Below are 13,279 nucleotides of genomic sequence, written 5' to 3' on the forward strand. Positions count from 1 at the left end.
TCCGGCAGGGATAGGCAGCCCGGCCCGGCTTCAGTCCCACCAGAAGCGCCATAGCCTGCGGCCTGCGAGATTCGTCCCGAAATCCCGCATGTCACCGGGTTGGCCGGTGAAGTTCTGCACACAGAAAGCACGGTGTTCGGCCGCCAGTGCCAGTGCGCGGTCCCTGGACTTCGGTGGGGCCGCGACCGACAGTTCCAGCGAGTCGAACCCGAGTGAGATCAGGACCGCGCCGAACCGTTCCTCCCAGCTGCGCAGCACGGCCGACACCGCGGCGACGTCGTCGGTCGTGTTGATCATCCCGGCCCAGCCGAGCAGGGCGGGAACGTCGGCGGGCCGTTCGGTCTCGACCAGGCCGAGGCGGCAGTCGGCTCGCGCGGCGAGGATCGAGCCGGTGTTACCAGCCTCGGCGAGTGGGTCGGCCCTGCGTGTCGAGTGCTTCGTGAGCCCAGGGAACTCGGCCCCGAAGGGGTGCAGGCAGGAGCCGTCGCAGCACGGTTCGCGCCACCACTCGGCCAGTGTGGCTGCGACGTCGACATCGGCGATCCGGTCGCCCGCGGAGGCGAGCCTGCCCCTGTCGACGGTCCAGTCCTCGCCGCTGAGTTCGAAGCGCAGGTCCGGTGGAATCAGCACCGGCCACAGGCCCGTGCGCGAATGGGCGGCCACGCACGCGAGGTACCTGTCCGGGTTCGTGAGTGCGGAGTCCGACACCCACAGCCTGCCGTGCCAGCGACCGGGCGGAAGCGCGAGCTCGGCGGCAGGGGTGTGCGGATGCAGCTGGACCACGGTCATGGCGAGTCCCCTCGGATCGATGTTCGGCGATGTCTGCGACAACGGATCGAACACTAGTTCGAGAGTCTGACAGTTTTCGGACTCGCGTGCCGGGATCTGCAAACTCGGCCCCGGGATCTGCAAACTCGGGCCCGGGAACTGCCAAGTCGGGTTAGAGGTAGGCGTCGGCGTCGTGGATGGTGTAGGCGTAGCCCTGCTCGGCCAGGAAGCGCTGGCGGTGTGCGGCGTACTCGGTGTCCACCGTGTCGCGGGAGACGACTGAGTAGAAGTGCGCCTGCCTGCCGTCGGCCTTGGGGCGCAGCAGCCTGCCGAGGCGTTGCGCCTCCTCCTGCCGGGAGCCGAAGGTGCCGGAGATCTGGATGGCCACCGATGCCTCGGGCAGGTCGATGGAGAAGTTCGCGACCTTCGAGACCACCAGGGTGTTGATCTCGCCCTGGCGGAACGCCTCGAACAGCGACTCCCGCTCCTTGTTGCGGGTGGAGCCCTGGATCACCGGCGCGTCGAGTTCGTCGCCGAGTTCCTCCAGCTGGTCGAGGTAGGCCCCGATCACCAGCACCTGCTCCCCGGCATGTTTGTCCACAATGGATTTGATTACCGCTGTCTTGGTGCGGGCGGTCGCGGCGAGCCGGTAGCGTTCCTCCGCCTCGGCCGTGGCGTAGGCCAGCCGTTCCGCCTCGGTGAGGGTCACCCGCACCTCGATGCACTCCGCGGGCGCGATCCACCCCTGCGCCTCGATATCGCGCCACGGCACGTCGTAGCGCTTCGGGCCGATCAGGGAGAACACGTCGCCCTCCCGGCCGTCCTCGCGCACGAGTGTCGCGGTCAGTCCGAGCCTGCGCCGGGACTGCAGGTCTGCGGTCATCCGGAACACCGGCGCGGGCAGCAGGTGCACCTCGTCGTAGACCACCAGGCCCCAGTCGCGGGAGTCGAACAGCTCCAGGTGCCGGTACTCGCCCTTCGTCTTGCGGGTGACCACCTGATAAGTCGCGATGGTGACCGGGCGGATCTCCTTGCGTTCCCCGGAGTACTCGCCGATCTCCTCCTCGGTGAGCGAGGTGCGCGCCACCAGTTCACGCTTCCACTGCCTGCCCGCCACGGTGTTGGTCACCAGGATCAGGGTGGTTGCCCCCGCCTGCGCCATCGCCGCCGCGCCGACCAGTGTCTTGCCCGCGCCGCACGGCAGCACCACCACGCCGGAACCGCCTGCCCAGAACGCCTGCACCGCCTGGCGCTGGTACTCCCGCAGCTTCCAGTCCCGCTCGTCCAGGTCGATGGGATGCGCCTCGCCGTCGACGTATCCGGCCAGGTCCTCGGCGGGCCAGCCGACCTTCAGCAGCGCCTGCTTGAGCCTGCCGCGCTCGGACGGATGCACGAGCACCGTGTCGTCCTCGACGCGCGCACCGAGCATCGGGCTGATCTTCTTGCTGCGCAGCACCTCTTCCAGCACGGCGCGATCGGTGGACACCATCACCAGCCCGTGTGCGGGGTGGTTGGTGATCTGCAGCCTGCCGAACCTGCCCATGGTGTCCACCACGTCGATCAGCAGCGGCTGCGGCACTGGGAACCGGGAATAGCTGGTCAGCGCGTCGACGACCTGCTCGGCGTCGTGTCCGGCCGCCCGTGCGTTCCACAGCGCGAGCGGGGTGACCCGGTAGGTGTGCATATGCTCCGGTGCTCGCTCCAGTTCGGCGAACGGAGCGATCGCCATTCGAGCGTCGTCGGCCTGCTCGTGGTCGACCTCGAGCAGCACGGTCTTGTCGGACTGGACGATCAGCGGGCCATTGCTCACGTCTTCCTTTATACGTGCCGGTCAGGCGCTTCTCCCGCGCCGGTCAGCCGAGTCCGGTTTTCGGCAGCAGCGACTGCACGTCGAGCCTGGCGCCGATCAGCCCCGAACTGTGCATCAGGTCGGCGACGCGTTGCAGGCGAACTCCGCTGATGGAGATGGGGTAGTCGCCGAGCGAGATGAGCGCGGCGGTGGTCTCGTCGATATCCGCGAGATCGGGCAGAGCCTCCCTGATCACCATCGGATCGGCGGCGTGCTGCTGCGCCTTGCCGAGAACCTGGCGGAACAGGGCGAGCGTGTTGGGCCGGGAATCGGCGAAGGCGGCATTCGCGGCGTAGCTGGACACGGGAAAGTCGAGGGTGGCGCCGCGCGCGGTGTCGAGCACCACCCTGGCCCCGAAGTCCTTCTCCGCCCTGGTGATGTGTGGCTCCACCATCCAGGCGCCGTCCACGTCGCCGGAGCGCACGGCCTCCACCATCGTTTCCGGGGCGCGCTGGACGAAAGTGATCCGCTCCGGATCGACCCCGGCTCCGGCGAGCGCCGAGCGGGTCGTGAGCGTGCCGAGATCGTCCAGCGTGTCCACCGCGATCTCCGGGAACCGCAGGTCGTTGGGTGCCTGCAGCGCCGACTCCGGCAGGGTCACCAGCGCCATCGTGTTGCGGCCCGCGGTGTAGGCCTCACCCTGCAGCAGCAGCGGACTCCCGTCCGCGGCCGCCTTGAACAGTGCCACGTCACTGGCGAACGCGACGTCGAGATCGCCGGCCGCCAGCTTCGCCAGCGCGTCGGCGTCCCCGGTCTGCTCGACGAGTTCGACCCGCAGCCCGGCGCGCTGGAACCGGCCATCGGCGACCGCGATGCGCAGGGGCGCGGTGTCGATGGCGCTGCCGACTCCGACGCTGAGGGTGCGCTGCTCGGGAACGAGCGGTTCCGGTTCCTGGCCACCCCCGAGCAGTGAGCAACCGCTCAGTAGCAGGGCCGCGCTGAGGAACGCGAGCGCTGTTCTTGCACAGGCCCTCATTCGGTGGCTCCCATGGACCGAGAGAATCTGGTTTCGTGGTGGAGCTTAGGCGGTGCGAGGCAATAGCATCGCCGGCGGGCCGCGCGGGGATGGACCGGGTTCCGGAACCGCACGACGGTCGCTACCCTCCAGTAGTTTCTTACGCGGTGTCCCCGGAGCGTCGTGTAGCGCGCAAGGCGCAGCGGTTGAAGAAGGAAGCCAGGTGACCCGTCGCAGTAGTCGTCCCCGTGATGGTGGCGCGGCGGATCCTCAACTGGACGCCGACGCCGGCACGGGTGGCCGTTGGCGGCTACGGAACTGGCGACTGCGGACGAAGCTGCTCGCCGTGCTGCTCATCCCGACCCTCACCCTGGTCACCCTGGTCGGCCTGCGGATCGGCGCGGACCTGGACCGGGCTGAGCAGTTCGCCGAGGCCGCCACGCGGGTCCGGGTGGACGACCGGCTCGCCGAGGTGGTCCACCAGCTGCAACGGGAGCGCGACCTGACCGTTCGCTACGTGGCCGCGGGCAGGCAGGGAGATCTGGCTGGCCTGCGTGATCAGCGGGGGCGGGTGGACACCGCGATCGGTGAGTTCGACCGGGAGTTCGCTGACGCCCAGCCTCGGCTGTCCGGTTCGGCGTCCGCGGCTTTCCAGCGCAGCGAGGACCGGCTCGGCCTGCTCACCGGGCTGCGCTACGCCGGCGAGCACTCGACGTATCCGGCCGGGGCCGTACTGCGGTCGTACAGCGGGCTGGTCTCCGGACTGCTCGACATCGGGGACGAGGCGGCCTCCGAGCCGACTGACCGCGATCTGACCCGGATGCGTCTCGCGGTCAACGCGCTCGCCAGGGTGAAGGACCAGATGTCGGTCAAACGTGCGCTCGTTGCCGCAGCGCTCGCGACCGGAGAGCTGCCTGCCGATCAGCAGCGAGCCCTGCTCGGCGCCGAGGCCGAACTCGCGGCGGCTCGCAGTGACTACAACAAGTTCGCCACGGCCGAGCAGCAGCGCATGTACGACGACACGGTGATCGGCCTCGTCGTCGACATCGGCAACGGCATGGTCGAGTCGGTGCTGAACCGCGCCGAGGACGGTGAGCCGCTGGACGGCCTCGACGCAGGGCAGTGGGACGTCGCGGCCACGTACACGGTCAACCTGGTGGACCAGGTGCAGGACGCGGTGCTCGTCCAGTTGCGGCAGCGCACCGACGCGTTGGCAGGCCAGGCGCGGGAGGCCGCGTCCTGGGATGCCGCGATCGTGCTCGGGGTCCTGCTGGTGGGCGGCGCACTGGCCGCGATCGTCGCGCGCTCGCTGCTGCGGCCGCTGCGGACGTTGCGCCGGACCGCGCTGGACGTGGCCCAGCACCGGCTGCCCGCCGCGGTCGAGGAGATCCTCGCCGACCCCGACCCCCGGCCCGAAGGGGTGCGCCAACTGCGGGGCGTCGCACCCGTGCCGGTGTACAGCCGGGAGGAGCTCGGCGAGGTCGCCAGGGCCTTTGACGTCGTGCACGGGCAGGCCGTACGGCTGGCCGGTGAGCAGGCGCTGCTGCGGGAGAACGTCAACTCGATGTTCGTCAATCTGTCGAGGCGCAGCCAGCAGCTGGTCGAACGGCAGCTGTCGGTACTCGACCGGATGGAGGCCGACGAGCAGGATCCGGACACCCTCGGCGGGCTGTTCGAGCTGGACCACCTCGCCACGCGCATGCGGCGCAACAGCGAGAACCTGCTGGTCCTCTCCGGCCAGGACCTCGAACAGGGGGTGGACGGTGCGATCTCCGCCGAGGAGATCATCGGCGCCGCGCTCTCCGAGGTCGAGCACTATCAGCGGATCGACGTCGTCGCCACCCCGGAGCTCGCGGTGCGTGGTGATGCCGTCAGCGACCTCGTGCACGTCATCTCCGAACTGCTGGAGAACGCCACCGAGTACTCCGGAGCCGAGCCGGTCACCCTGGTCAGCTCGGCGACGGTGGCCGGTGACTGGCGCATCGAGATCACCGACAGGGGCGCCGGGATGCCCCCCGCAGAGGTCGCGCGGGTGAACGCCCGCCTTGCCCAACCGCCCGACGTCGACGTCGAGGTGTCCCGGCGGATGGGTCTCTACGTCGTCGCCCGGCTGGCTCGCAGGCACCAGATCGGGGTGCGGCTCGGTGCGGCCATCGAGGGCGGCATCACGGCGACGATCATCGTTCCGGCCGTGCTGGTCACTGACGTTCCCGAAGCTCAGGAGTCACCGCGGGAGCTACCTGCCGCGCCGCCTCCCGAGCCGGAGCCCGTGGCCGAACCCGTCGTCGACCACGTGGGCCACCTCGAACAGGGGGAGCCGGAACTGCCGGGGCCGCTGTACGTGCCGCTGCGGCTCCTCCAGCCACAGCTGGAGACATCCGAGACGGCGGAACCGGCTTCGCAGCCGCAGGTCGCCGAGCGCCCTTCGCTGGACCGGTCGCTCGCCGAGCACGGCCCGCCCCGCAGGGCACCGGTCGAGGACTGGGACGCACCTCCCGCCTGGCCGAGCGAGGACGACGATCCAGACGGCGAGTTCGATTTCGACGGCCCGACCGAGCGGATGCCCGCTTACCAGAAGGTGCTCTCCGAGTGGTTCGGCACCGGAACTCACAAACGAGACAGCGAGCCCGACACCGTGGAGCTGGAGCGGGTGGAGCCGGTCTGGCCCGGCCCCGAGGAGAACGGTGACGAGCCGTCGGTGCTGCCGAAGCGGATGCCGCGAGTCGACCTCGTTCCGAGCGTGGTCGACACTCCGTTGATGGACGACGGGCCGATCGTCTCCCGGGCTCCCGACGCCGTCCGGTTGCGGATGGCGAGCCTGCAGAGCGGGGTCCGGCGGGGACGGCACGAGCGACCGGCACCGTGGAGTGAATTGGGCACGGTGTCCGACGCCGCGCTGGAAGGGAACTGGGAGTGAGCGAGCGCAACGGCCTGCTGGAGGTGATCGCGCTCGGACCGCGCGACGCCGAATGCGCGCAGGAAGGCGGGGCCGATCGCCTCGAACTGGTCGCCGACATGGCCGCGGACGGGCTGACGCCGTCGGTACGAGTGGTCCGCGAGGTCCTCGCCGCGACCGATCTCCCGGTGCGAGTGATGCTGCGCGATTCGGCGTCCTTCGTGCCAGGCGACCTGGACGGGCTGCGCGCCGCCGCGGAGGAGCTGACCGACGCGGGCGCGCGGGAGTTCGTCCTCGGCTTCCTGACCGGCGAAGGGCGGGTCGACATCGCGGCCTGTGCCGCGCTGACCGCCGTGCTGCCGGGCTGCGCGTGGACGTTCCACCGCGCGATCGACCACGCCGCCGACGTCCTGGCCGCGCACGCGCAACTGGCCGGTCTCGGCTGCGACACCGTGCTGGCCGCAGGCCACCCCGCCGGGGTCGAGGACGGCTTCGACGTCCTCGGCGAGATCGCCGCGCGGCCCGAACCGCCGACGCTGCTCGTGGGCGGTGGCCTGCGGGAGAAGCTGGTCGCGCCGTTGCGCGCCGCGGGCGTGCGCGCCTTCCACGTCGGCAGCGCGGCCCGCCCGGCGGGCTGGGAGTCCACTGTGGACGTCGAAGCGGTCCGGCGCTGGTCCGCGCTGGTGCACGAACCCGCCCTCACCGCGTCTGCCTGGCCTCCAGCCAGCGGGCGAAGCGGGACAGCGAGTAGTTGACGACGAAATAGACCAGCGCGACGACCAGGTAGGTCTGGATCAGCAGGTGGTTGTAGTTGGCCAGGATGCGTGCGCTGAACAGCAGTTCCGTATAGCTCACGATGTACCCGAGAGAGGTGTCCTTCAGCAGGCCCACGGTCTGGCTGACCAGCGAGGGCACCACCCTGCGGATCGCCTGCGGCAGGATCACGTGCCACATCGCCTGCGCCGGACGCAGGCCCAGCGCCGCCGCCGCCTCTCCCTGACCGCGTTCCAGCGAGAGGATCCCGGCGCGGAAGATCTCCGCGAACTGGGCCGAGTGCGACAACGCCAGCGGCGCCACCAGTTTCCACAACAGCGGCATGTCCATGCCGTAGCGGGGAAGGGCGAACAGGACGACGAAGACCAGCAGCAGCGCCGGGATGACCCGCACGACCTCGACGTACGCGCGGGCGGGTCCCCGCACGACGGCGAACCGGGACACGCGGGCGAACGCGAGCAGCAGACCGGCGCTCGCGGCGATCACCAGCGTCAGCACCGCGGCGAGAGCGGTGGAGGCGAGCCCGTCGAGGAGGTAGCGCCACATCGGCCAGGTGCCGTAGGGCGCCCACTTCTCGGCTTCGAGCTGCCCGTTCACCGCGAACTGGCGCAGCGCCAGCGCGAGGGCGAGGGCACCGAGCACGACCGCCGCGACCGTCGCGATGCGGATCCGGCGGCGAGCCCTCGGCCCCGGTTCGTCGAAGAGCAGGTCCGTGGCACTCATCGGTGGATCACCAGCCTGCGTTCGAGGTACCCGGTCACACCTGAGATGCACAGCGCGAGCAGGCCGTAGGCGACACCGGCGCTGACGAAGATCAGGATCGGGTCGGCGACCTGCAGGTTGATCCGGTTCGCCGCCGCGGTCAGCTCCACCACTCCCGCCGCGGCGGCCAGTGCCGTGTTCATCAGCAGCATGATCGTGAGGTTGCCGAGCGGCTGGATGACGCTGCGCAGCGCCTGCGGCAGGATCACCTGCGCCAGCGACTGCCGGAAGCCGAGGCCGAGCGCGCGGGCTGCCTCGGCCTGCCCCCTGGCCACGGTGTTGATCCCGGTGCGCAGTGCCTCGGCGTAGTACGCGCCCTGGTACAGCCCGATCGCGATGACGGCCGTGGTGATCAGGTCGAACTGGATGCCGATCTCCGGGAGCCCGAAGACGAACAGGATGATCCAGACCAGCAGCGGGATGTTCTGGAACAGCTCGACGTAGGCCGTGCCGAACATCCGCAACGGCCGTACCGGGGCGACTCGGCAGGACACGATGACGATCGCGACCAGTGCCGCCCCGGCGAACGACGAGCCCGCCAGCTGGAGCGTGCGCAGGATCCCCTCGCCGAACTCATCGGCGTGGTCGAACACGACGTTCATGCGTTCCTCACGATCGCGCTTTCCCGGGAAAGCGCGCGATGGTAAGTCCGTGAGCTGGGCTTGGGGCTCACCACGATCGCACTTTCCCGGGAAAGTGCGGGTCAGGAGCCGGGGACCGAGCCGATCTCCGGCGGCTTCGGCGGCTCACCCGCGACGACCGTGCCGAGGGAGTCCTGCCACACCTGCTGCCAGATGCCCTCGTCCTGCAGCTTCTTCAGCCAGTCGTTGACGAACTGCTTGAACTGCTCGTCGCCGCGCTTGAGGCCGATCCCGTACGGATCACTGGTGAACGGCTCACCGACGATCTTGATCTTGTCGTTGAGCTGGGCGTTGGCCGCGAGCAGGGTGAGGTCCTGCACGTAGGCCTCGCCGCGGTTCTGCTCCAGTGCCTGCATGCACTCCGGGTCGGTACCGAACGTGACGATCTCGGCGTCCGGGGCGACCTCCTTGATCGCCTCGATGGCCGGCGTATTGGCCCCCGCGATCACCTTCTTGCCGTTGAGGTCGGCAGGTGAGTTGATGTCGTTGTTGTCCTTGACCGTTGCGATCGACTGACCGGAGATCAGGTACGGGCCGGCGAAGGCCACCTTCTCGGCGCGTTCGGGGGTGATCGTGTAGGTCTGGAACACCACGTCGACCGTGCTGTTCTGCAGCAGCGCCTCCCGGGTCTCGGAACCGGAGTTCACGATCTTGGCATTCGGCTCGCCGATGATGTACTTGGCGAGCAGTTTGCCCAGGGTGGCGTCGAAGCCTTCGGTCTCGCCCGTGGTCGGGTTCTGCTGGGAAAGCAGTGGTGCGTCGAGCGAGCCGCCGATCAGCATCTCGCCCCGCTGCTTGATCGCGGCGGCGGTGGGGCTCGCGGCGATCTCCGCCTCCCCGGCGACCGGAGCCTTGTCGAGCACGCTCTGCGCGGCCGACTGCTCGCCCGAGTCGCCGCCGGGTACGGCGGCACCACCGCCGGAGCACGCGCTCGCCGCTCCCAGGAGACCGGCAGCGCCGATCGCTGTGATCAGCCGCCGTGTCGAGAACGCCAAAGTCATCGGAGCCGTCCTTTCGCCTGTGTCGGGCACCTCGTACGTCGTTCCGGGATAGCTACTCGGGGTAGTAGTCCGACCACACCGGCACTTGCCCTTTCGGGTGAGACGCGCAGAAGTTGTGAGGCGAAGAATGGTCCAGACGACCATGATCGTCAAGCGGTAACCGGCAAGCTGTCCGGTGAGTGGTTGCCCCTCCTCGGTGGCCGAAGGCGCCGTCCGTCGTCCCAATATCTGGGAACATTGAGCTGGAGATGCAGTGATTCAGCTTTCCGTCCGCGCGGGATTTTTCGCCTGTCGTCTACAATCCGTAGAGGGGTGGTCCCCCGCGTGGGTGGTCCGTTCGATGGAGGGAATATCCTCGGACTTCCCTTTCGGGCAGCCAGTCGATAGCCTCAACGTCCAATCGGGTGACCCATGTGTATTAATCGCGTTCGGTGTCGACTCGGCCAGCATTCGGTGATTGGTCTCAACCACTGGTGGGCCTGGTCCGCCGAGAACTCTCGGGTGTGGGAAGCCGGGTGCCACAGGCTGCTGACCTCGGATCGGAAGGAATAGGTTCGTGCCCGACCTCGCGGGCGGGGAGCGTCGCAACGCGACGTCCTCGATGGAACCTGAAGTCGCGGAGAGTAAGGAGACGGCTACTTCCGATAGGCCGAACGGGCTAGGTTCGCTGGCCAACTGGCCGTTGCGGGCGAAACTCGTCGCCGCCTTCCTCCTGCCGACCATCGCGGCGATCTTTCTCGCTGGGCTGCGTGTCTACGACGGCTTCGAGGACACCGGCGTCTACGAGCGCGCGGAGCAGCGCATCGAGATCGCGGAGAAGGTCGCCGCGGTAGTCGACAAGATGCAGGTCGAGCGAGAGACCATGTCGGCCTGGATCGTCTCCGGCAGGCCTGGTGACCGCGTGGGGCTGGACGCCCAGATCTCGCGGTCAGACGCCGAGGCGAATGCTCTCCGATCGGCGTCGGACGCCGTCGAGGACCTGGGCGACCAGAGCACGACCGAGCTGTACCAGCAGGCGATCGCCCGGCTCGACGGCCTGGGCGAACTGCGGGTGTCGGCGAGGGACGCCGAGTTCCCCGCGTCCGCCGTGGTCATCTCCTACACCGGCGTGATCGACGCCTTGCTCGGTGTGTCCGACCAGTTCGGAGCCGACGTCACGGACAAGGGCCTGCAGGATCGGCACGAGGCACTGAGTGCGCTGGCGCACGCCAAGGAGTACTCCGCGCAGCAGAACGCCTACCTGCACAACGCCGCGATCCGCGGTGAGTACGAGCCCGCCGAGCTGGAAGGCATCGTCTCCGCCGAGTCGAACCTGGTCTCGGCGATCGACAGTTTCACCGAAGCGGCCACCCCGGAGCACCGGCAGCTGTACTCCAACACGGTGGCGGGCGACGAGGTCGCGCAGCGGTTCCAGCTGCAGGAGCTGTCGCTGCAGCGCGCCGCGGCCGGACTGCCGCTGGACATCGATCCCGGCGCGGTCGCCCGCACCTCCGTCGTGACGCTGGACCTCGTCCGCGACGTCGAGATCGCGATGCTCTCCGACGCGGGTGGCTATACCGGCGGTCTGCTCTCCTCGGTACAGCGTGACGTGATCATCACCTCCGCGTTGCTGGTCGCAGGCCTGCTGCTGGCCCTCGCGCTCATGTTCATCGTCGCTCGTTCCCTGCTGCGCCCGCTGCGGATCCTGCGGACGAACGCATTGCAGGTGGCCGAGAAGCACCTGCCGGAAGCGGTGGACCGGATCATGCGTGAATCCGATCCGACGGCAGCGGCGGAGCGGGCCATCGACCCGGTCCCGGTGCGGACCACGGAGGAGATCGGCCAGGTCGCCAGGGCGTTCGACGTCGTGCACGGGCAGGCCGTGCGCCTGGCGGCCGAGCAGGCGCTGCTGCGGGAGAACGTCAACGGCATTTTCGTGAACCTGTCCCGCCGCAGCCAGCGGCTCGTCGAGCGGCAGCTAGGCGTGATCGACCGGCTGGAGGCCGACGAGCAGGATCCGGACCAGCTGGCGAGCCTGTTCGAGCTCGACCACCTCGCCACCCGGCTACGCCGAAACGGGGAGAGCCTGCTCGTGCTCTCCGGCGCAGGACTCGCCAAGTCGGTGCCCCGCCCGGTTCCCGCGGCGGACGTCATCGGTGCCGCGGTGTCGGAGATCGAGCAGTACGCCAGGGTCGAGATCGGCGTCGTCCCGGACGTGACCGTGCAGGGGCTGACGATTCACGACCTCGTGCATGTGCTGGCCGAGTTGCTGGACAACGCGACCTACTTCTCCGAGCCCGAGACGAAGGTCAGCGTGCGGGCCGTGGTGACCAGGCGCAAGGCACTGGCCATCCAGATCACCGACCGCGGTGTCGGGATGAACGAGCAGCAGGTCGCCGAGGCGAACCGCAGGCTCGCCGACCCGCCGGACCTGGACGTTTCGGTGACCCGCAGGATGGGCCTTTACGTGGTGGCGCGGCTGGCCCAGCGGCACGGGATCGAGGTCCGGCTCAGGGAGAACGAGGACATCGACGGCGGCGTTATCGCCCGCGTCGTGGTGCCTGCCGAACTGCTCGCCGATGCGCCGAGTACCGAACAGGTACGCCGGATCCAGGCAGCGGAGGCAGCCCGCCCTCAGGAGGACGAGGACCTGCGCACGCTTCCGCCGGTCGAAAACACCGGCCAGCCTCCCTCCTGGCCAGAGCCAGAGCCCGAGCCGGCCACGCAGAGCGGCGGCCTCGTGGCGCTGGAACAGCCGATCAGCCTGGACGACCTGGTGGGCGGATCGGCAAGCGCCGCAGGGCCGTTCCTCAGCTCCGGCCCCGAGCCCGCACCACGAGCGGAGCCCGCTCCGGAACCGGAGCCCGGTTACCCGGGCGGGGAGACCGGATGGCCCGTTGCCGAGCCACCGGCCGAGGCCGAGTATCCCGAGGACGTGCCCGCCGAGCCGAGGCCGAGCGAGGCCGAGACCTCTTACCTGCTCGCACTGCCCAAGCACGAGCCCCGGTACGTGCCCGTCGCGCCGGAACGGCCTGAACCGGAGAGCGAGCACAACGGCGGCAGCGCATTGGACGACGACGTTCCGACGCGGCGCCTGCCGATCTATCAATCGGTGCTCTCCAGATGGTTCAGCGAGGGTGGCGATCAGCCGCAACCGGAGGAAGCCGGTCCGCAAGCCGAGGCCGAGGAGGTGGCCGTGGAGCAACCGGAACAGGCCCATCGGGCCGAAGAGACCGAAGTGGCCGAAGGCTGGGGGGCGGCGACCGGCAACGGCTGGCAGGCCGCGCAGGCGCTGCTGGAATCCAAGGACGAGGAGATCACCCCGGCCGGTCTGCCAAAGCGCGTTCCCAATGCCTATCTTGTTCCCGGCTCGGTCGGGCAGAGTGCGGGCAGCGCGTTCACCGACACCACCTCGGGCAAGCCAGGGCAGGGAGCGATCGCCCGGTCCGCCGCGGCGGCTCGGAGCCGTATGGTGAGTTTCCAGCGTGGCTACCAGAGCGGGCGCCATGCACTGAGGGAGTCGCCGGCCGAGGCTCACGAACGTGACGCCGTCGGTGTCAACGGTGCGAGTGATCGATCGGCCGAGTACGGGGTGGAGGAGTGATCGTGAACGGGAATCCATCGCGGTATCGGGAAACGGCACACGGTTGGGGA

9 protein-coding genes are annotated in these 13,279 nt (G+C 69.3%); 3 read left to right on the forward strand and 6 right to left on the reverse strand.

Going from position 1 to position 13,279, the window contains the following annotated elements; all coding sequences use genetic code 11:
- Positions 1–30: 30 nt before the first annotated feature.
- The 3 genes from D0C15_RS22005 to D0C15_RS22015 all read right to left on the reverse strand — a co-directional run bounded on the left by D0C15_RS22005 (position 31) and on the right by D0C15_RS22015 (position 3,593).
- The gene (locus D0C15_RS22005; protein WP_116048796.1) at positions 31–789 is read right to left on the reverse strand and encodes a DUF4253 domain-containing protein; all 759 of its coding nucleotides are present in this window, start codon (positions 787–789) and stop codon (positions 31–33) included.
- A gap of 151 nt (positions 790–940) precedes the next feature.
- Positions 941–2,578: a DNA repair helicase XPB gene (locus tag D0C15_RS22010; RefSeq protein ID WP_116048685.1), complete on the reverse strand. Its 1,638-nt coding sequence runs from the start codon at positions 2,576–2,578 to the stop codon at positions 941–943.
- Positions 2,579–2,621: 43 nt separating this feature from the next.
- A complete protein-coding gene (locus D0C15_RS22015; RefSeq protein ID WP_116048688.1) occupies positions 2,622–3,593 on the reverse strand; it encodes an ABC transporter substrate-binding protein in 972 nt (323 codons plus the stop codon).
- 202 nt (positions 3,594–3,795) lie between these two features.
- Between D0C15_RS22015 and D0C15_RS22020 the strand changes: the two genes are divergently transcribed.
- Both D0C15_RS22020 and D0C15_RS22025 read left to right on the forward strand, forming a co-directional pair.
- Positions 3,796–6,489 (forward strand): sensor histidine kinase, encoded by a 2,694-nt coding sequence (locus D0C15_RS22020; protein ID WP_116048691.1) that lies wholly within the window; start codon positions 3,796–3,798, stop codon positions 6,487–6,489.
- Entirely contained in the window at positions 6,486–7,223 is a 738-nt protein-coding gene (locus tag D0C15_RS22025) for a copper homeostasis protein CutC (RefSeq protein WP_116048693.1), read from the forward strand. The genes D0C15_RS22020 and D0C15_RS22025 overlap by 4 nt, the downstream gene beginning before the upstream one ends.
- Here the strand turns inward: D0C15_RS22025 and D0C15_RS22030 are convergent.
- From D0C15_RS22030 to D0C15_RS22040, 3 genes are all read right to left on the reverse strand, one after another.
- Positions 7,168–7,965 carry an amino acid ABC transporter permease gene (locus tag D0C15_RS22030; RefSeq protein WP_116048696.1) on the reverse strand — a complete coding sequence of 266 codons (798 nt, stop codon included), beginning with the start codon at positions 7,963–7,965 and terminating at the stop codon, positions 7,168–7,170. The genes D0C15_RS22025 and D0C15_RS22030 overlap by 56 nt on opposite strands.
- Complete coding sequence (locus tag D0C15_RS22035; RefSeq protein WP_116048698.1) at positions 7,962–8,606, reverse strand: amino acid ABC transporter permease; 645 nt, start codon at positions 8,604–8,606, stop codon at positions 7,962–7,964. Before D0C15_RS22035 ends, D0C15_RS22030 begins: the two co-directional genes overlap by 4 nt.
- A 101-nt stretch (positions 8,607–8,707) precedes the next feature.
- The gene (locus tag D0C15_RS22040; protein ID WP_116048701.1) at positions 8,708–9,646 is read right to left on the reverse strand and encodes a glutamate ABC transporter substrate-binding protein; all 939 of its coding nucleotides are present in this window, start codon (positions 9,644–9,646) and stop codon (positions 8,708–8,710) included.
- A 556-nt stretch (positions 9,647–10,202) separates the two neighbouring features.
- Here D0C15_RS22040 and D0C15_RS22045 point away from each other — a divergent pair.
- Positions 10,203–13,229, forward strand: coding sequence for a nitrate- and nitrite sensing domain-containing protein (locus D0C15_RS22045; RefSeq protein ID WP_245976109.1), 3,027 nt, complete (start codon positions 10,203–10,205; stop codon positions 13,227–13,229).
- The last annotated feature ends 50 nt before the right edge of the window (positions 13,230–13,279 follow it).

The sequence above is a fragment of the Amycolatopsis palatopharyngis genome (assembly GCF_003385185.1).
Taxonomy (GTDB): Bacteria; Actinomycetota; Actinomycetes; order Mycobacteriales; family Pseudonocardiaceae; genus Amycolatopsis; species Amycolatopsis palatopharyngis.